15 protein-coding genes are annotated in these 18,617 nt (G+C 69.4%); 7 read left to right on the forward strand and 8 right to left on the reverse strand.

The annotated features are described in order from the left end of the window. Nucleotides 1-6 precede the first annotated feature (6 nt). The 7 genes from kdpB (at nucleotide 7) to mdoH (ending at nucleotide 9,955) form a co-directional block, all read left to right on the forward strand. The gene (gene kdpB / locus EV283_RS13875; protein ID WP_130326355.1) at nucleotides 7-2,052 is read left to right on the forward strand and encodes a potassium-transporting ATPase subunit KdpB; all 2,046 of its coding nucleotides are present in this window, start codon (nucleotides 7-9) and stop codon (nucleotides 2,050-2,052) included. Nucleotides 2,053-2,122: 70 nt separating this feature from the next. Beyond that, on the forward strand, nucleotides 2,123-2,719 hold the full coding sequence (gene kdpC / locus EV283_RS13880; RefSeq protein WP_130326357.1) for a potassium-transporting ATPase subunit KdpC: 597 nt from the start codon (nucleotides 2,123-2,125) through the stop codon (nucleotides 2,717-2,719). Beyond that, nucleotides 2,716-5,379, forward strand: a complete 2,664-nt coding sequence (locus tag EV283_RS13885; RefSeq protein ID WP_130326359.1) for a sensor histidine kinase KdpD — start codon at nucleotides 2,716-2,718, stop codon at nucleotides 5,377-5,379. The genes kdpC and EV283_RS13885 overlap by 4 nt, the downstream gene beginning before the upstream one ends. Continuing rightward, complete coding sequence (locus EV283_RS13890; RefSeq protein ID WP_130326361.1) at nucleotides 5,376-6,065, forward strand: response regulator transcription factor; 690 nt, start codon at nucleotides 5,376-5,378, stop codon at nucleotides 6,063-6,065. Before EV283_RS13885 ends, EV283_RS13890 begins: the two co-directional genes overlap by 4 nt. A 252-nt stretch (nucleotides 6,066-6,317) precedes the next feature. Then, nucleotides 6,318-6,563, forward strand: a complete 246-nt coding sequence (locus EV283_RS13895) for a hypothetical protein (RefSeq protein ID WP_130326363.1) — start codon at nucleotides 6,318-6,320, stop codon at nucleotides 6,561-6,563. A gap of 90 nt (nucleotides 6,564-6,653) precedes the next feature. Beyond that, nucleotides 6,654-8,147 carry a glucan biosynthesis protein gene (locus EV283_RS13900; protein ID WP_130326365.1) on the forward strand — a complete coding sequence of 498 codons (1,494 nt, stop codon included), beginning with the start codon at nucleotides 6,654-6,656 and terminating at the stop codon, nucleotides 8,145-8,147. Then, nucleotides 8,147-9,955: a glucans biosynthesis glucosyltransferase MdoH gene (gene mdoH / locus EV283_RS13905; RefSeq protein WP_242615978.1), complete on the forward strand. Its 1,809-nt coding sequence runs from the start codon at nucleotides 8,147-8,149 to the stop codon at nucleotides 9,953-9,955. The genes EV283_RS13900 and mdoH overlap by 1 nt, the downstream gene beginning before the upstream one ends. Nucleotides 9,956-10,063: 108 nt before the next feature. Here mdoH and EV283_RS13910 read toward each other — a convergent pair whose 3' ends face one another. The 8 genes from EV283_RS13910 to EV283_RS13945 all read right to left on the reverse strand — a co-directional run bounded on the left by EV283_RS13910 (nucleotide 10,064) and on the right by EV283_RS13945 (nucleotide 18,603). Further along, nucleotides 10,064-11,566, reverse strand: a complete 1,503-nt coding sequence (locus EV283_RS13910; protein WP_130326367.1) for a DHA2 family efflux MFS transporter permease subunit — start codon at nucleotides 11,564-11,566, stop codon at nucleotides 10,064-10,066. Then, the gene (locus EV283_RS13915) at nucleotides 11,563-13,137 is read right to left on the reverse strand and encodes a TolC family protein (protein WP_130326369.1); all 1,575 of its coding nucleotides are present in this window, start codon (nucleotides 13,135-13,137) and stop codon (nucleotides 11,563-11,565) included. The genes EV283_RS13910 and EV283_RS13915 overlap by 4 nt, the downstream gene beginning before the upstream one ends. Then, nucleotides 13,134-14,033, reverse strand: a complete 900-nt coding sequence (locus EV283_RS13920) for an efflux RND transporter periplasmic adaptor subunit (protein ID WP_130326371.1) — start codon at nucleotides 14,031-14,033, stop codon at nucleotides 13,134-13,136. The genes EV283_RS13915 and EV283_RS13920 overlap by 4 nt, the downstream gene beginning before the upstream one ends. After that, nucleotides 14,030-14,236: a DUF1656 domain-containing protein gene (locus EV283_RS13925; RefSeq protein ID WP_056416237.1), complete on the reverse strand. Its 207-nt coding sequence runs from the start codon at nucleotides 14,234-14,236 to the stop codon at nucleotides 14,030-14,032. Before EV283_RS13925 ends, EV283_RS13920 begins: the two co-directional genes overlap by 4 nt. Continuing rightward, nucleotides 14,233-16,275, reverse strand: coding sequence for an FUSC family protein (locus EV283_RS13930; protein WP_130326373.1), 2,043 nt, complete (start codon nucleotides 16,273-16,275; stop codon nucleotides 14,233-14,235). The genes EV283_RS13925 and EV283_RS13930 overlap by 4 nt, the downstream gene beginning before the upstream one ends. Next, nucleotides 16,272-16,724, reverse strand: a complete 453-nt coding sequence (locus tag EV283_RS13935) for a MarR family transcriptional regulator (RefSeq protein ID WP_130326375.1) — start codon at nucleotides 16,722-16,724, stop codon at nucleotides 16,272-16,274. Before EV283_RS13935 ends, EV283_RS13930 begins: the two co-directional genes overlap by 4 nt. A gap of 363 nt (nucleotides 16,725-17,087) precedes the next feature. Further along, complete coding sequence (locus tag EV283_RS13940) at nucleotides 17,088-17,885, reverse strand: TOBE domain-containing protein (protein ID WP_130326376.1); 798 nt, start codon at nucleotides 17,883-17,885, stop codon at nucleotides 17,088-17,090. Between the two features lie 55 nt (nucleotides 17,886-17,940). Next, nucleotides 17,941-18,603: a dTMP kinase gene (locus EV283_RS13945; RefSeq protein WP_242615979.1), complete on the reverse strand. Its 663-nt coding sequence runs from the start codon at nucleotides 18,601-18,603 to the stop codon at nucleotides 17,941-17,943. Nucleotides 18,604-18,617 lie beyond the last annotated feature (14 nt).

An 18,617-nucleotide genomic window follows, 5' to 3' on the forward strand; every position in this document is an offset into this window, starting at 1 on the left:
GCCAAAATGGCACGCACCCCTACCAAGTCGCTGTTCACGGCCGACTTGATCATCCCGGCGATCGGCGACGCTTTCCGGAAACTCGATCCGCGGCAGTTGATCCGCAACCCGGTGATGTTCGTCACCGCCGTCGTCGCCACGCTGTTGACGATCCTCGTCAACGTCGGCGGCGACGGGCTCTCGATCGGCTTCAAGATACAGCTCGTCATCTGGCTGTGGCTGACGGTGCTGTTCGGCACCTTTGCCGAAGCGCTCGCCGAGGGCCGCGGCAAGGCGCAGGCCGCGTCGCTCCGCGCGACCAAGGCGGAGCTGACCGCGCGGCGCATGAAGGGCGACCAGGTCGAGTCCGTCCCCGCCAGCGCGCTGCGGTCCGGCGACATCGTCCTGGTGAGTGCCGGTGGCGCTGGGGGGGGCGACCTGATCCCCGCGGACGGCGAAGTCGTCTGGGGCGTCGCCTCGGTCAACGAGGCCGCGATCACCGGCGAGAGCGCGCCGGTGATCCGCGAGGCGGGCGGCGATCGGTCCGCCGTCACCGCGGGCACGCGAGTCATCTCCGACGAGATCCGCGTGAAGGTCACCGCCAATCCGGGCGAGGGCTTTCTCGACCGGATGATCGCGCTGGTCGAGGGCGCCGAGCGGCAAAAGACGCCGAACGAGATAGCGCTCACGCTGCTGCTCGTCGGGCTGACGATCATCTTCCTGATCGCGGTCGGTACGATCCCGGGCTTTGCGAGCTATGCGGGCGGCCGCGTGCCCGTCGCGATCCTCGCCGCGCTGCTGATCACGCTGATCCCGACGACGATCGCCGCGTTGCTGTCGGCGATCGGCATCGCCGGGATGGACCGGCTGGTGCGCTTCAACGTGCTGGCGAAATCGGGTCGCGCGGTCGAGGCGGCGGGCGATATCGACGTGCTGCTGCTCGACAAGACCGGCACGATCACGATCGGCGACCGCCAGGCGAGCGAATTCCGCAGCGTCGGCGGCACACGCGACGAGGAGCTGGCCGAGGCGGCGTTGCTCGCGAGCCTCGCCGACGAGACGCCGGAAGGCCGATCGATCGTCGTCCTCGCGCGCGACAAGTTCGGCGTGACGACGACGGCCTTGCCGGATGGTGCGGAAGTCATCCCCTTCACCGCGCAGACCCGCATCTCGGGCGTGAAGGTAAACGGCGCGCTGATCCAGAAGGGCGCGGTCGATTCGATCCTGAAGGCCAATCCGGGGGTAGGGGCGACCGCCGCGGCGACCGAGCTGCGCCGGATCACCGACGAGATCGCGCGCGCCGGCGGCACGCCGCTGGCGGTGGCGATGGACGGGCGGCTGCTCGGTGCGGTCTTCCTGAAGGACGTCGTCAAGGCGGGCATCCGCGAACGCTTCGGCGAGCTCAGGACGATGGGTATCCGCACGGTGATGATTACCGGCGACAACCCGCTCACCGCGGCGGCGATCGCGGCGGAGGCCGGCGTCGACGATTTCCTCGCGCAGGCTACCCCTGAGGACAAGCTCGCGCTGATCCGCAAGGAACAGCAGGGCGGGCGGCTGGTCGCGATGTGCGGCGACGGCACCAACGATGCGCCGGCGCTGGCGCAGGCGGATGTCGGCGTGGCGATGAACACCGGCACGCAGGCCGCGCGCGAGGCGGGCAACATGGTCGACCTCGACAGCGATCCGACCAAGCTGATCGAGATCGTGGGGCTGGGAAAGCAGCTGCTGATGACGCGCGGTGCGCTGACGACCTTCTCGGTGGCGAACGACGTGGCGAAGTATTTCGCGATCATCCCGGCGATGTTCGTCGCGCTCTATCCGGGGCTCGGCGTGCTCAACGTGATGCGGCTGGGCTCGCCCGAAAGTGCGATCCTGTCGGCGATCATCTTCAACGCGATCATCATCCCGATGCTGGTGCCGCTCGCACTCCGGGGTGTCGCGTACAAGCCGATGGCGGCGGGCCCGCTGCTCGCGCGCAATCTCGCGGTCTACGGCCTCGGCGGCCTGATCGCGCCGTTCGTCGGGATCAAGCTCATCGACGTTCTGGTCGGTGCGCTGGGGCTAGCGTGAATTTGTTCTCCCGCGAAGGCGGGAGCCCAGACTGGGTCCCCGCCTTCGCGGGGACACAAGGAGTTGCAGAATGACATCCGATCTTACCTCCGCCCTTCGCCCTGCGTTCGTCATGACGATCCTGTTCGCGCTGTTGCTCGGGATCGTCTATCCCCTCGCGATGACCGGTATCGGACAGGTGATCTTCCCGACCCAGGCGAACGGCAGCCTCGTTGTCGCCGACGGCAAGGCGATCGGCTCGACCGTGGTCGGGCAGGCGTTCACCACCGATCGCTATTTCCAGACTCGCCCCTCGGCGGCCGGCAAGGGCTATGACGGGCTCGCCTCGTCGGGGTCGAACCTCGGGCCGACCAGCCAGGCGCTCGTCGATCGGACCAAGGCCGATGTCGCCAAGCGTCGCGCGGAAGGTGTGACCGGGCCTCTGCCCGCCGATCTCGCCACCGCGTCGGGCTCGGGGCTCGACCCTGACCTGTCGCCAGCCTCGGCCTATGCGCAGGTCGCGCGCGTCGCCCGCGTCCGCAACCTCCCTGCCGATAAGGTCCGCGGTCTGGTAACGGCTAACGTCGACGGCGCGCTGTTCGGCATCCTCGGCGAACCGCGCGTCAACGTCCTAGCCCTCAACCGCGCCCTCGACGCCACCGGGCCGCACGCAACGGGCGCACGTTGAACGACAACACGCGACCATCGCCCGAGGCCCTTCTGCGACAGGCGTCGCAGGAGGGTCGCGGCCGTCTGAAGATCTTCCTTGGTGCCGCGCCCGGCGTCGGCAAAACCTTCGAGATGCTCTCCGAAGGCGCCGAACGCCGTCGCGCGGGCGTCGACATCGTCATCGGCGTGGTTGAGACGCATGGCCGGGTCGAAACCGCGGCGCTCACCCGCGGGCATGAGATCGTGCCGCGCAAGCCGATCCCCTATGAGGGGCGGACGCTCGACGAGATGGATCTCGACGCGATCCTCGCGCGCGCGCCGACGCTCGTCCTGGTCGACGAACTCGCGCATACCAACGCGCCCGGCAGCCGCCACCCCAAGCGCTATCAGGATGTCGAGGAGCTGCTGGCTGCGGGCATCGACGTCTATTCGACGATCAACATCCAGCATATCGAGAGCCTCAACGACGTCGTCGCGTCGTTCACGCGCGTGCGAGTCCGCGAGACCGTCCCCGACAGCATCGTCGAGGCAGCCGAGATCGAGGTCGTCGACATCCCGCCCGACGAGCTGATCGAGCGGCTGAAGGCGGGCAAGGTCTATCTGCCGCAGGAGGCGACTCGCGCGCTCGCGCATTTCTTCTCCAAGTCGAACCTGTCCGCGCTGCGCGAACTCGCGTTGCGGCGTGCGGCGCAGGCGGTCGATGCGCAGATGCTCGAACATGTCCGCGCGCTCGGCGTCGGCGGCACCTGGGCGGGCGGCGAGCGGATCGTCGTCGCCATCAGCGAACTGCCCGGCGCGCTCGGCCTTGTCCGCGCGACCAAGCGGATCGCCGATGCGATGCGCGCGCCCTGGACCGCGGTGTATATCGAGACCCCGCGCGCGCAGGGCTTTGGCGAGGCCGAGCATCGCCAGCTCGCCGGCGTGTTCAACCTCGCGACGCAGCTCGGCGGCGACGTCGCCACCGTCCCCGCGGCCTCGGTGGTCGACGGCCTCAAGACCTTCACGACCGAGGCGCGCGCGACGCAGCTGGTGGTCGGCAAGTCGACCCGGTCGCGGTGGTTCGAGATGCGCCACGGCTCGGTCGTCGACCAGATGGTGCGCGAGACGCCGGGGATCGCGGTGCATGTCCTGCCGATGGAGGGGGGGGGCACCGCCACGCGGGGCCGGCGCGCCCATAGCGGCGGCTGGGGCAGCAAGGCGGGCTATGCCTGGACGACGGCGATGGTGGCGGGCGTCACCGGGGTGGCGAGCGCGCTGTTCCACATCCTCAACCTCGGCAACGTCGCGCTGCTGTACCTACTGCCGGTGATGGCGGCGGCCAGCCTGTTCGGCCTGCGCACCGGTCTGTTCGCGGGGATCGCCTCGTCGGTCGCGTACAATTTCTTCTTCCTGCCGCCGACCGGCACGCTGACGATCAACAACCCGGAAAACGTGATCTCGATCCTGGTGCTGCTCGGCATCGCGTTCGTGACGAGCCAGCTCACCTCGCGAGTCCGCGCGCAGGCCGATATCGCCGCCGCCAGCGCACGCACCAACGCCGCGCTCGCCGGGTTCCTGCGCCAGATGACGTCGCTGAACGAGCCCGTCGCGCTCGCCCGCGCGATCTGCGAGGAGATCGGGCGGCTGTTCGACGTGCGCGCGGTGATCCTCGTCGCCGAAGACCCGGGCCTCGCCGTGCAGGCCGCGAACGGCGCGGACTATCGGCTCGAGACGATGGAGATGGCCGCCGCGCAATGGGCGTATGACAATGGCGCGCCGGCGGGGCGCGGGTCGGGGACGCTGGCGGCATCCGAATGGTTCTTCCAGCCGCTGCGATCGGGCGAGCGCACGCTGGCGGTGCTCGGCCTCGCGCGCGACGTCGGCGGCGATCCGGTGCGGTCGGACCAGCTGCCGCTGCTGATGAGCCTGGTGGACCAGGCGTCGCTGGTGCTCGAACGCGCACGGCTGGAGGTCGAGATGCGCGATGTCGATGCGGTGCGCGAGCGCGATCGGTTGCGGCAGGCTCTGCTATCGTCGGTCAGCCACGACCTGCGCACGCCGCTGACCTCGGTGATGGCGGCGGCGGCGGAATTGCACCGCGGCGTTACCCCCGAACTGATCGCCACGATCGAGAGCGAGGCGGCGCGGCTCAACCGGTTCGTCGGCAACCTGCTCGACATGGCGCGGGTCGAGGCGGGCGCGCTACGCCTCCGGCTCGAGCCAACCGACCTGACCGATGCGGTCGCAGGCGCGGTTCACGATACCAAGCGCGTGCTGGAGGGCCATGCGATCGACCTCGACGTCGCGCCGAACCTGCCGCTGGTGCGCATCGATCCGCAGCTGCTCCACCACTGCCTGCTCAACCTGCTCGACAATGCCGGACGCTATGCCGACCCGGGCACGCCGGTCGTGGTGCGCGCCGAGCACCGCTTCGGGATGCTCCGGCTGTCGGTGATCGACCAGGGGCCTGGTCTGCCACCCGGCCGCGAGAAGGAGGTGTTCGAGACGTTCCGCCGCCTCGAAGGCTCCGACCGCGCGATCGGCGGGACCGGGCTGGGGCTTGCGATCGTCAAGGCGTTCGCCGAAGCGATGGGGATGAGTGTCGAGGCCGGCAATCGCGAAGACCGGACCGGCGCACGGTTCTCGCTGTGCTTTCCCAAGGACCTGCTCGTCCGCGAGACCGATGGAGCGAATGTGTGAGCGGACAGACCATTTTGATCGTCGACGACGAGCTGCATATCCGACGGCTGCTGCGCAACACGCTGGAGCGGGCGGGGTACGGCGTCGAGGAGGCGGTCGACGCGCGCGAGGCGTTGCGGGTCGCAGGCAGCCGGCCGTTGACCGCGGTGCTGCTCGATCTCGGGCTGCCCGATCGCGACGGCCTCGAGCTCGTGCCGCTGTTGAAGAAGCTCGCCGATCCGATCGTGCTGGTCGTGTCGGCGCGCGAGGCGACCGACCAGAAGGTCGCCGCGCTCGATCTCGGCGCCGAGGATTACGTCACCAAACCGTTCGATACCGAGGAGTTGCTCGCGCGGCTGCGCGTGGCGTTGCGCGGGCGCGGCGAGGCGACCGCACGCCCGACGATCCTGCGCGCGCACGGGGTGGAGATCGATTTCGAGCACCGGCTGGTGCGGCGTGGTGACGAGGAGGCGCACCTGACCCGCAAGGAGTATGACGTGCTGTCGGCTTTGGCTGCGCATCCGGGGCGGGTCGTGACTCACCAGCGGATCCTGGAGGCGGCGTGGCCGATGGACCATGACCGGCGGATCGAATATCTCCGCATCGTCGTGCGCAACCTGCGACAGAAGCTGGAAGGCGCGGGCGGCGTCGGCAGCGTGATCGCGAATGAACTCGGCGTCGGCTACCGGCTGCTCGTCGACGCCTGAGCGCGTTGGTAGTTTTTTGGCCAGTTCACATCCCTCCATATTCGTCATCCCCGCGCAGGCGGGGATCCATACTGGCTGAACGCGCGATCGACTCTCACCCCGTTGAGCATCTGGATCCCCGCCTCCGCGGGGATGACGGGCGTTGGCGGAGAGGCAGCCGTTCGCCGGCGCAAGCGCACTATGCGAAGACTATGACTTCCCCACGATATCGATCTCGAACGCATATGCGCGTGGCGATAGCTGGGATGTCGCATGACCGACGCTTCCCGCCTTCGCACCGATCTCAGCCTGCGCGCGGGCGGCGTCCTGTCGCTGGCGATCGCCGTTACCGCGCTCCACGCGCTGGCCCGTCTGCATCCGGCGAACGGCGTGCTGGCGGTCGTGCTCGCGATGATCGGCTTCCTCTGCGCGAGTGCCGGTGCGATGTTGGTGATCGTCGGCGGGCATATCCATGACCGCGTCGCGATCAGCGCGCGCTGGCGCCGCGTCGAGCGATAGGGCGCGCCCGGGGCGGGACCTGTCGACGCGCGCGCGCGATGGCCTTATGCTACCGCGTTGCAGCATAATGACGACAAGGGAGCGTTCCGCATGATCGGTCGACGCGAAGTGATGACCGCGCTGGGTCTGTTGGGTGTCCTCCCGCAGGCCGCCGCGGCGATGCGAACGGCACCCGGCAAGGCGACGCCGTTCTCGTGGGAGGCGCTCCAGCAACGCGCCGCGACGCTGGCCACAAAGCCGTACAGCGCGCCCGCCAAGGTCGCCGCGGCCGCCGCGATCGATTACGACAAGGTCGGGAGCATCCGCTTCCGCGCCGACAAGACGCTGGCCGGCGGTATCCGCCTGTTCCCGCTCGGTCGCTACGCCCCCACGCCCGTCGCGATCAACGTCGTCGAGGGCGGGCAGGCGCGCCGCATCGACTTTGCGCGCGACCTGTTCGAGGCGGAGGAAGGCCATGCCGCCGCGCTCGGCATCGCCGGCTTCCGCGCGATGGCGCCGGGCGGAACGAGCGACTGGATGGCGTTCCAGGGCGCCTCCTATTTCCGCACCGCCGGCGCGCAGGACCAGTACGGCCTGTCCGCGCGCGGGCTTGCGATCAACACGGGGCTTCCCGGTCGCGAGGAATTCCCGGACTTCACCGAATTCTGGATCGAGCGCACCGGCGCCGATGCCTATACGATCTACGCACTGATGGACGGCGCGAGCGTCACCGGCGCGTACCGGTTCGAGTCGCGCCACGTCGCGGGGGCCGGCGTCGAGCAGCGCGTGTCCAGCGTCCTCAATGTCCGTCGCGACATCGAACGGCTCGGCATCGCGCCGGCCACCAGCATGTTCTGGTACGGTGAGGGCAACCGCGCCGCCGCGGTCGACTGGCGGCCCGAGATCCATGATTCGGACGGTCTCGCGCTGCTCACCGGCGCGGGCGAGCGCATCTGGCGGCCGCTCAACAACCCGCCGCACGAGACGCTCGACAGCTTCGCCGACCAGGCGCCGAAGGGCTTCGGGCTGATCCAGCGCGACCGCAATTTCGATCATTACCAGGATGACGGCGCGTTCTACGATCGCCGGCCGAACCTGTGGGTCCAGCCGCAGGGCGATTGGGGCAAGGGCGCGGTGATGCTCTATGCCTTCCCGACCAACAGCGAGACGGTCGACAATATCGTCTCGTTCTGGACGCCGGCGGCGCCTGCCAAGGCCGGCCAGCGGTTGCAGTTCGACTATACTTTGTCGTGGCGATCGACCGATCCGACCGCGGTCGCGAGTGCGGCGCATGTCGTCGATTGCTGGCAGGGCATCGCCGGACGACCGGGTGCTGAGCCGGTGAAGGGCGCAAGGAAGCTCGTGGTCGATTTCCTCGGCGACGGGCTTGCGGGCCTCGATCGGCAGAGCGGAGTCACGCCCAAGATCGACGTCGTCCGCGGCAAGGTGCTGGCGAGTGCGGCCTATCCGGTCGTCGGCCAGACGAACCGCTGGCGGATCACGGCGGACATCGCCCCCGATGCGCAGGGCCCTGCCGACGTCCGGCTGTTCCTCACGCGCGGCGGCCGCGCGCTCAGCGAAACCGTCCTGACCCCGATCTTCTGATGCAGGCGACCTCGGCCATGATGCCCGGCGAATCGCCGATCGAGATGCTCCCGCAGCGGTTCGACGGGCCGCCGCCGCCCTGGACCGCGCCGGAGCCGGGGCCGGGGATGGTCGTGTCGTCCGACGACATGCTCGCCCGCCGGATCATCCTCGTGCTGATGACCGGGCTGCTCGCGACCGCGGCCTCGTCCGCGGTGCAGGAATCGCTGCTCGCCGACGGGCTCAGCCTGTGGGACGCGGCGCTGCTCGCGCTGTTCTTCCCGCTGTTCGCGTGGATCGCGTTCGGCTTCATGAACGCGGCGATCGGCTTTGTGCTGTTGATGACGGGCGGGCATCCGGGATTCGTGCCGACGCCGCGCCAGTCCGAACCGCTCGAGGGCCGCACCGCGATCCTGATGCCGGTCCACAACGAGGACATCGACGCGGTGTTCGAACGCATCGCCTGGATGGCGCGCGCGATCGCCGCGGGCGGTGTCGCCGATCGGTTCGATATCTTCATCCTGAGCGATTCTGGCGAAGCGGCGGAAGCGGCCGAGATCGCCGCGTGGCAGGCACTCGCCCCGACGCTTGATTGCGCGCTCTACTACCGGCGCCGCACGGTGAATGTCGGGCGCAAACCCGGCAACGTCGCGGAGTGGATCCGGCGGTTCGGCGGCGGCTATCGCTACATGCTGATGCTCGACGCGGACAGCCTGATGGGCGGCAACACGATCATCGGCATGGCGCAGGTGCTCGAACGCCGGCCTGCGGTGGCGCTGCTCCAGACCGTGCCCGCGGTGATCAACGGGGTGACGTTCTTCCAGCGCTGGATGCAGTTCGCCAGCCGGTTGTACGGCCCGATCTCGACCGCGGGGCTGGTCTGGTGGTCGGGGTCGGAGGCGACCTTCTGGGGGCATAACGCGCTGATCCGGATCGAGGCGTTCGCGAGCAGTTGCGGGTTGCCCGATCTTCCGGGGCGCGCGCCGTTCGGCGGCGTCATCATGAGCCACGACATGGTCGAGGCGGCGCTGCTGCGTCGGCGCGGCTGGCGTGTCCACATGCTGATGACGGAGGAGACGTTCGAGGAATATCCGCCGACGCTGATCGACGCGGCGGTGCGCGACCGGCGCTGGGCGCAGGGCAATATCCAGCATCTGAGCTTGCTCGGCGCGTCGGGGTTCCACTGGGTCAACCGGCTGCAATTGCTGATGGGCGCGTCGGCGTTCATCACCTCGCCGGTGTGGCTGCTGATGATCGCGACGAGCGTCGTGCAGGCGCTGATCGGCGAGCGCAACATCGTCGAGGCGCAGACCTCGCTCCAGGTGCTGGCGGTGACGTTGTTGCTGCTGTTCGGGCCCAAGCTGCTGAGCGTGATCTGGGCATTCTCGAATGCCGAGCGGCGCGCGGGGTTCGGTGGGCGGCGCGGGATCGTCCGGTCGGTGCTGATCGACGTGCCGTTCTCGATGCTGTCCGCGCCGGTGATCGCGCTGACGCAGACGATCGATCTGGTCGGGATCCTGATGGGGCGCAAGTCCGGCTGGGCGCCGCAGAATCGCGATGCGCATGAGCTGTCGCTTAGCGACGTGATGCCGCGCTATCGCTGGCATGTCGGGGTGGGCGTGGCGCTGTTGCTGGTCACGCCGTTCGCGCCGGTCACCGCGGCCTGGCTCGCGCCGGTGACGCTGGGGCTGTTGCTCAGCCCGTTCCTGACGATGCTGACCGCGAGCGAGAAGGCGGGGCGCTGGGCGTCGTCGCACGGGATGTTCGTCGAGCCGGGGGAGCATGTGTCGGTATTGTCGCGACCGTCTCTGCCGGCGCGTAGCGGCTGACCTCTCGTCATCCTGACGAAAGTCAGGACCCAGGATCACAAGCGGTGCCGTTCGTGGCTCTGGGTCCTGACTTTCGTCAGGATGACGGAGGGGGCGTCAGGATGACGGTCAGGCGGCGCGGTGCCCGCTCAACTGCGCCCCCGCATCCACCGCGAACCGGCGGTTCCAGATCGTCGCCGACGCCGACACCGCCGTCACCACCAGGAACGCCAGCGTGAAGTCCGCCAGCGCCGGCCGTGTCGCGCCCGTGCCCAGCATCCCGACATGGAGCGAGGCGGCCCCGACGCAGATGCCGAGCGACAGCATGAGTTGCTGGAACGTCGCATAGAAGCTGGTCGCGCTGCTCATCCGCGACGACGGGATCTCGTCATAGGCGATCGTGTTGTACGCCGAGAACTGGAACGACATGAAGAAGCCCGAGAGCATCAGCACGCCGAAGATCGCCGGGACCGGCCAGTCGGGACGGAACAGCCCGGCGACGGCATAGCCCGAGCTGGCGCACAGCCCGCCGACGATCAGGCTGTTGCGGAACCCGAAGCGGCGCAGCACGCGCGGCGCCAGGCTCTTCATCGCGAGCGAGCCGATCGCGCCGGCGATCGTGATCGCGCCGCTCGCCGCCGCGGTCATGCCGAAGCCCAATTGGAGCATCATCGGCAGCAGGAACGGCTGCGCGCCCTGCGTGATGCGAGTCAGTGATCCGCCGATCACCGACAGGCGGAACGTCGGGATCCGCATCAGCGACAGATCGAGGATCGGGTCGCTGCGCCGCTTGGCATGGCGGATATAGGCAAGCCCCGCGACGAGCCCGACCGCGATCAGCGCGATCGCACGCGGCAGCTCGCCGGTCCGGCTGGTCATCTCGAACCCGAACAACAGACAGCCGAGCGATACGCCTGACAGCAGGAACCCCGGCACGTCGAACTTCGCCGGCCGATCCTCGCGGACCTCGCCGATGAAGCGTGTCACCAGCACCACGCCGAGCAGTCCGATCGGGACGTTCAGATAGAAGATCCAGCGCCAGTCGAGATAGGTGACGATCGCACCGCCGACCGGGGGCCCCAGGATCGGGCCGATCAGCGCGGGCATGATCAGCCACGACATCGCCTGGACCATGTCCTCCTTGGCGACGCTGCGCAGCAGGACGAGGCGGCCGATCGGGATCATCATCGCCCCGCCCAGGCCTTGGAGGAAGCGCGCGGCCATCATGAACGGCAGGCTGGTCGCCTGGCCGCACAGCATCGATCCGCCGACGAAGATCAGGATCGCCGCGCGGAAGATCGTGCGCGAGCCGAACCGGTCCGCGAGCCGTCCGCTGGCGGGGATGAAGATCGCGAGCGCCAGCAGATACGACGTCAGCGCAGAACTCATGCTGGTCGCGGGGACGCCGAAATCGCGCGCCATGGTCGGCAGCGCGGTCGCCAGCACGGTCGAATCCATCTGCTCCATGAACAGCGCGCAGGCGATGATCAGCGCGGTGATCCGGTAGTTGCTGGGCGTATGCGGCCGCGCGTCCGGATCCTTGGCGACACGCGCGATCGTGTCGGCGGCGGGCATGATGCCGTCGCGGATCTCGCTGTTGATCGAAGCGAGCCCGCGCCGACGCAGCCTCATGCCTGCCACCCCCCGCCGAGCGCCTTGAACACGTCGACCTGGCGATCGACGAGCAGCGCATCCGACGCGGCGAGATTGGCCTGCGCGGTGGTCAACGCGGCCTGCGCGGTCAGCAGCGAGAGGAAGTCGGTGCGGCCGAAGCGATAGAGCGTCCCCGCCTGATCCGCGGCGCGCGCGGCGCTGGACTGCGCGCGGCGCAGCGCCGCGTTGCGGTCGCCTTCGCGCGCATAGGCGGACAGCGCGGTCTCGGTCTGGCGCAGCGCCTCGAGCGTGGTCGAATCGAACTGCGCGAGCGCCTGGTCGGCACTGGCGCCCGCCTGCGCGATCTGCGCGCGGACGATCGGCCGATTGGGGAAGCTCCAGCTGATCAGCGGCCCCAGCCCGACATGGAACGCGTTGCCCGAGCCGAGCGACGACACGGGGCCGGTGAATCCGGCCGAGCCGCCCAGGCTCACCTGTGGATAAAGGTTGGCGGTCGCGACGCCGATCCGCGCGGTGGCGGCGGCCAGCGTGCGCTCGGCGCCGCGGATGTCGGGGCGGCGGCGGATCAGCGCGCTGCCGTCACCGATCGGCAGCGGACGGGTGAGCGCCGGCGGCCTGGCGCAGGTCGCGACGTCCTTCGGATAGTCGGCAGGCGTGCGACCCATCAGCGTGGCGAGCCGGTACAGCGCGGCGGTGCGCGTGGCGATCTGCGCGGGGATCAGCGCCTCGCTCTGGTCGACCGCGGTGCGTGCACGAGTCACGTCGAAGGCGGTGCCGCGGCCGCCGCGTTGCAGGCGTTGCGTCACCCCCAGCGTCTGGCGTTGCAGCGCGAGCACGCGGTTGTTCGCGGCGAGCACCATGTTGGCGGTGCAGGCGGCGGCATAGCTGCGCGCGGTCTCGGCAGCGACCGTCACGCGGACTGTGTCGCGCGCGGCGGCGACCGCCTCGGCATCGCCTTGCGCCGCCTCGATCCCGCGGCGGATGCGACCGGACAGGTCGAGCGGGTAGGCGAGCGTGATGCCGAGATTGTAATCGAGCGTACCGGGCAGGTTGCCGCCGCTCGTATAGGGCCGGTCGAGCGACGTGCCGCCGCCGAGCACGGTCGACAGCGTACGCCCCGCGGCGACTTCGGCGACCACCGCATCGGCGCGGCGCAGGTTCGCATCGGCGGCGCGCAGGTCGGTGTTGGCGACCAGCGCTTCGGTCACGAATCCGTCGAGGCGGGGGTCGCCGTAGAGTTGCCACCAATGATCGGGGAGCGGCGTATCGACGAAGACCTTTTCGGTGCCGCTGTCGAATTTGCCCTGCGCGGCGGGGCGGTTGACGACGGCGATGTCGGGGCGCGCATAGTTCGGGCCCGCGGTGGTGCAGGCGGCGAGGCCGAGCGCGAGAATGCTCCCGGCGATACCGCGACGCTTGAGGGCGGGGGCAACCCCACCCCCTCCGTCATCCTGACGAAAGTCAGGATCCAGAGCCGCAAACGGCGTCGCCCGTAACCCTGGATCCTGACTTTCGTCAGGATGACGGAGGGGGACGTCAGGATGACGGGAGAGAGAAGCGGTGATGGGTGAAAAACGCGAGCCGATCATGTCGGCGCCCCCGGCTGAACCTTGGGCTGCACCGTGACCGTCGCCGTCCGGCCGACGATCAGCTGTGTCCCCTTGGGAACACGCGTCAGCTTTACGCGCACCGGGATGCGTTGCGCGAGGCGGACCCAGTTGAACGTCGGGTTGACGTTGGGCAGCAGGTTCGTCGTGTTCGTCCGCTCGCTGTCGTTGATCCCCGCGGCGATGCTGTCGACCCGACCCTGCAGCGCCTGCGGTTCGCCCATCAGGTGCACCAGGACCGGGTCGCCGAGATGAATGCTGCCGAGCTTGGTTTCCTCGAAATAGCCCTCGACACGCAGCGAGTCGGTATCGACCAGCGCCATCGCCTGCGCGCCCGCCGCGATATAATCGCCTGGGTGGAGATCGAGGTTGGTGACGATCCCGTGCACCGTCGCGCGCACTGTTGTCCGCGCGAGGTTCAGTGCGGCGGTCGAGCGCGCGCTCTGCGCCTGGGCGAGCGCGGCGGACGCGGTGGCGACTCGCGCGACGTTCTGCTCGTGCGTTTCCTTGGCGACCAGATCGCCGAGCGCCAGGTCGCGCTGTGCCTCGCGCCGCGCCTGGAGCAGCGTCGCGCGCGCGCTCGCGATCGACGCGTCCGACTGCGCCAGCGTCAGTTCGAACCGCGGGCGATCGACGACGAACAGCACGTCACCGGGCTTCACCGCCTGGTTGTCGTGCACCGCGACGCGCGTGACGAGGCCGGCGACATCGGGGGTCACGCGGACGATATCGGCGCGGATATGCCCGTCGCGCGTCCAGGGATCGGTCTCGTACCGCTTCCACAGCCAGAGGGCGACCAGCACCGCGAGCGCGACGATGACAATCGTGACGGCGGAACGGCCAAGCGGGGCGAGCAGCGATTTCAGGCGGGCGGTCATGCGGGAGGTCCGGTCAGCAGGGCAAGCAGCCCGAGGATGAGGAAGAAGAGCGCGAGATCGACGAGCGGCCGATACGTTACCGCCCGGTAGAACCCGGCAAAGGCGAGCAGCCGGGTGGCGATCGCGGTCAGCAGCACCGCGGCGATCGCGAGCAGGAGGATGCTCGGCAGGTAGACGCCGCCGATCGAGATTTCACCGGTCATGCAGGGCGTCCATAGGCGTGGGCCGAGGGGAAGAGGTTGCGCCGCAGCGAGGTGAGCGCGAGGATGCCGGTCCGGTGGCGATCGGGCGCCGAGGTCGCGAAACCCGCCATCGCGGTGTCGATCCCGGCGAGCAGATCGGGTTCGGGCGGCGCGGGCTCGTTGGGCCGCAACGCCCGGTAATGCGCGCCGATGCCGCGCAGGACCGGCGTGATCATCGCGGCCTCGTCCGGCGTACCGTCGAGCCGGAGCTGGCGCAGCTCGCCGACCGAGACGCCGACGCGCAGGTCGGTCAGCGCATCGAGCAGCGGCTTGCCCGGATCCTCGCCCTGCAGCGCAAGGCGCGGGGCGAGCAGGCCGATCCGGTCGAGCATCCGCGCGACCCAGCCCGCGGCATCGGGTCGGCCGGGCGAGTCGCTGCGCGTCGCCAGTTCGCGCCAGCCCGCGCGGATCAGCCGCCGCGCGCTGGTATCCGCGCCGATCGTCTGGAACAGGCCGACGGTGACGACCGCGAACAGCGTCCCGATCAGCTGCGAGATGGCACCATTGGCGAAGCTGTCGAAGCCGCCGCCGAACCGGTCGTTCAGGCCGACCGTATTGAGCCCGCCGAGCAACGCGCCCAGCGTCATCAGCAGAGTCGTCGGCCGCGCGAGGAACATGCCGCCGATCAGCATCGGTGGCGCCAGCACCGCCGCCAGCGTCACGAAATCGGTCACGCGCGGCAGGATCGCGAACGCATAGACCGCCGAGACGACGAGGCCGATGATCGTCCCGTAGAAGAACGCCATGATCGCGGGCGCGGGGTTGTCGCTGTTGCCGAACAGCGCGCAGCACACGCCCGCGATCAGCACCGCGCCGGCCCCGTCCGCCCAGCCGGTGCCGATCCAGAATGCGCAGCCCAGCAGGATCGTCATGATCGTGCCCGCCGCCGCCCTGAGCGCGATGCCGCGATCGCGGTGGAGCGGGCGCTTGGCGGTGCGCGCGAGCAGGCGCGCGACGGCGGGGGTGACGGGGGAGCGCGACGGTGAGCGCATCTGGTCGCGCAGGTCGCGCGCGTTGCGATGCGCGTCGATCAGTTCGGCGAGCCGCGCGAGCAGGCTGAGCCGCAACGCGTCGCGCCAGATCAGGCCGTCGCCGACAGGCGGCTCCAGCGCGCGCGCGCGGGCGATCAGCGCCTCCGCACTCTCGCCGCGCCGCTCGGTCTGCGGCGGCTCGCGCAGCCATTCGCGGACGTCCTCGATCAGCGCGAGCGCCTCGGAGCGGGGCGCGTCGGCGCCGCGAGTCAGCTCGACGATCCGGTCGTCGACCGCGCTGGCCAGCGGCAACAGCATCGACAGCTCGGCCTGGAGCGCACGCAGAGTCCGCACGCGCGGCAGCAACCGCGCGGTGTCGAACGGCAGATGGATGGAGAGCTGGTGCAGTTCGTTGATGTCGAGCGCCAGCCGGCGGCGGTCGCGATCGAGCTTGGTATCGGACGCCCCGGCGAGCGAATCGCGCGACCAGCGTTCGGCGTCCGCGAGGATCGCGTCGATCCGCCCGAGCAGCACGGCGGTCACGGTCTGCGGAAAGACGAAGCCGTGGATCAGGCTGCCGCACAGGATGCCGATCGTGATCTCCTGCACGCGCAACGCGGCCGTCGTGAACACCGCGCCCGGCGCCGCGACCGACGGAAACCCGATGATGCTCGCGGTATAGCCGGCCAGCAGGAAGACATAGGCGCGCGGGGTCCGGTCGAGCAGCGAGATATAGAGGCACACGCCGAGCCACAGCGCGAGGCCGAGCGACAGGAGTTCGGGCGCGTTGACCAGGTTGGGCACCAGCACCACCGCCGCGACTGCGCCGAGCACCGTGCCCGCGACGCGGAACACCGCCTTCGACAGCACCGCACCCGCCAGCGGCTGCGCGACGATGTACGACGTCGTCACCGCCCAATAGGGCCGGGTGAGGCCGATCCTGAGCGCGATATAATAAGCCAGCATCGCCGCGATCAGGCATTTGACGGAGAAGAGCGCTTCCTTCGCGCCGAACCGGGCGAGGATCATCGTTCGCGATCCGCCGCGAACCGCGCCGCGAGCTGCTCGGCGACGCGCAGCGCGACGGCCAGATCCTCGTCCGACACACCGTCGAGCATTTCGTGCCGCAAGGTGCCGAACTTCGCCTCGATCGTCGTCACCAGCGTGCGGCCATGCGCGGTGAGGCGGATTCGGCTGACACGGGCATCGGCCGGGTCGCGGCGGCGCTCGACGAGACCGGCTGCGGTCATCTGGTCGATCGATCGCACCAGCGAGGCCTGCGTCACCTCGAGCTCGCTCGCCAGGTCGGTCTGGCGGATGTCGTCGCCGAGCCGGCTGACCTGCACCAGCGCCCAACCGATCGACGCGGATACGTTCATGTCGCTGAGCGCACGATCCGCCGCCCGCCGCCACATCTTGGCAAGCGGCAGGAGCGTGCGCGCATAGGAGGATTCGAGCGAACGGCGGGGGGAAGTCATTAGCGTGCTAAGTAATGGCGTTTACTTATGCTGCAATGCGGGATCGGATCATGACAGAAAAGTTAGGATCGGTTCCAGCTGGACCCTAATGCGCCGCCCGCGCGCCGTCATGAGACAGGGACAGCCGCCCCCCCGCCCCCCCGTCATCCTGACGAAAGTCAGGACCCAGAGCCAAGCAGGGCAGGGGCGCGTCACGCTCGCAACCGTCCGTCATCCTGACGAAAGTCAGGATCCAGAGCAAAGCAGGGCAGTGGCGGGTTACTCTGGATCCTGACTTTCGTCAGGATGACGGGGAGGGCATCAGGATGACGGGGAGGGCGCCAGGATGACGGGGAGGGGCACGACCCCCGTCGCGAACAGGCGTTACTCGACCGCCAGGATCACGTGGCTCGCCTTGATCAACGCGAGCGCGCGCGTGCCGATCTGCAGGTCGAGCGCGTCGGCACTCTCCTTGGTGACGGTCGCGGTCAGCGTCTTGCCGGGCGTCAGTTCCAGCGTCACCTCGCTGGCGATCGCACCATCGTCGCGGGCGATCACCGTGCCCGCCAGCGTGTTGCGCGCCGAGGTGCGGAGCCCATCGTCGCCCCGCGCGAGGATGACGAAGCTCGACTTGATCAGCGCGAGCGCGGTCGCGCCGGGGACGAGGCCGAGATCCTCCACACTGCCGCGCGTGATCGTCGCGACGATCTCGATCCCCTCGGCGACGGCCAGAGTCACCTCGGCATCGATCGTCCCCGGTGTCACCCGCGACACCGTGCCGCGCAGGACGTTGCGTGCGCTCGTCTTCATCCCGATTCCCCATAGCAATGGCCTCAGCGACAGCCCGTTCGACACGCTCGCCTCGATCCGCGCCATCGCGCTGGCGAGCTCGGCTTCGGCCACCGCATAGCCGTCGAGCACCGCGATCCCGGCGTCGGTGATCGGGCTCGCCCCACCGTCCTTGCCGCCCGCCGCGGGCAGCACGAGCGGGCGGTCGAACAGGTTGTTCATCACCTGCACCGCATCCCATGCCGCCTTGTAGCTGAGCCCGACGACCCTGGCCGCCGCGCTGATCGAGCCGCTCGCCCGGATCGCGCGGAGCAGCGCGATCCGCTCGGCACCGACTCGACCGGTCTGGTCCTTGGCGAGCATGATCGTGGCATGGAGAGCGGGGTCCGTCATGGTCGCCCCCATACGCATTGGAAGATGCGGACGCTAAGCCCGATCACAGGCATTCTCAGGCGAGAAGCGCGACGATCTCCGCGGCGATCTCGGCGGGCAGGCGCGACGCACCGTCGGTCACCGTCGAGACGGTCGCCCACCGCCCGAGCAACCCCGCCTTCGCCATCGCCGCGTAATTGGTCCGGACGCGGTCCTGCAGCCCGGTATCCGCCTCATACGCATCGAACGCATCGTCGGTGTAGGACCGCTTGCGCTTCTTCAGGATCAGCCCGCGGGCGATCGCGGCGGGGGTGTCGAGATAGACGGACAGGTCGGGTTTGGGCAGCGCGAACGACCCCGTCTCCAGGTCGGCGATCCACGCCATCATCGCGTCGGCCTCGTCCGCGGCGACCTGCGCCGCCTGATACGCCATGTTCGACGCGATGTAGCGATCGAACACCACGACATCGTTCGCCGCCATCGTCGCCAGCAGGTGATCGCGCGATTCCATCCGGTCGAGCGCGTACAGCACCGCCGCCGCCCTGGGCGACGTGCCGCGCGGCAACGTGCCCGCCAGCATCGCGCCAAGCGCCCAGCCGCCGACCGTCTCGGTATAGCGCGGGAACGACACGACCTCGGCGGTGCGGCCGGCGGCGCGCAGCTGCTCGACCACCAGTGCCGAGGCGGTGGCCTTGCCCGCGCCATCGGCGCCTTCGATTGCCAGGAGAAAACTCATCATGCTGCCCTAGCAAG

The organism is Sphingomonas sp. BK036, from assembly GCF_004216825.1.
Lineage (GTDB): Bacteria > Pseudomonadota > Alphaproteobacteria > Sphingomonadales > Sphingomonadaceae > Sphingomonas.

Excerpts from the sequence above, each read along its gene's own strand:
- kdpB (WP_130326355.1), top strand. The coding sequence starts at position 7 with ATGGCACGCACCCCTACCAAGTCGCTGTTCACGGCCGACTTGATCATC.
- kdpC (WP_130326357.1), top strand. The coding sequence starts at position 2,123 with ATGACATCCGATCTTACCTCCGCCCTTCGCCCTGCGTTCGTCATGACG.
- EV283_RS13895 (WP_130326363.1), top strand. The coding sequence starts at position 6,318 with ATGACCGACGCTTCCCGCCTTCGCACCGATCTCAGCCTGCGCGCGGGC.
- EV283_RS13900 (WP_130326365.1), top strand. The coding sequence starts at position 6,654 with ATGATCGGTCGACGCGAAGTGATGACCGCGCTGGGTCTGTTGGGTGTC.
- mdoH (WP_242615978.1), top strand. The coding sequence starts at position 8,147 with ATGCAGGCGACCTCGGCCATGATGCCCGGCGAATCGCCGATCGAGATG.
- EV283_RS13910 (WP_130326367.1), bottom strand. The coding sequence starts at position 11,566 with ATGAGGCTGCGTCGGCGCGGGCTCGCTTCGATCAACAGCGAGATCCGC.
- EV283_RS13915 (WP_130326369.1), bottom strand. The coding sequence starts at position 13,137 with ATGATCGGCTCGCGTTTTTCACCCATCACCGCTTCTCTCTCCCGTCAT.
- EV283_RS13920 (WP_130326371.1), bottom strand. The coding sequence starts at position 14,033 with ATGACCGCCCGCCTGAAATCGCTGCTCGCCCCGCTTGGCCGTTCCGCC.
- EV283_RS13925 (WP_056416237.1), bottom strand. The coding sequence starts at position 14,236 with ATGACCGGTGAAATCTCGATCGGCGGCGTCTACCTGCCGAGCATCCTC.
- EV283_RS13930 (WP_130326373.1), bottom strand. The coding sequence starts at position 16,275 with ATGATCCTCGCCCGGTTCGGCGCGAAGGAAGCGCTCTTCTCCGTCAAA.
- EV283_RS13935 (WP_130326375.1), bottom strand. The coding sequence starts at position 16,724 with ATGACTTCCCCCCGCCGTTCGCTCGAATCCTCCTATGCGCGCACGCTC.
- EV283_RS13940 (WP_130326376.1), bottom strand. The coding sequence starts at position 17,885 with ATGACGGACCCCGCTCTCCATGCCACGATCATGCTCGCCAAGGACCAG.
- EV283_RS13945 (WP_242615979.1), bottom strand. The coding sequence starts at position 18,603 with ATGATGAGTTTTCTCCTGGCAATCGAAGGCGCCGATGGCGCGGGCAAG.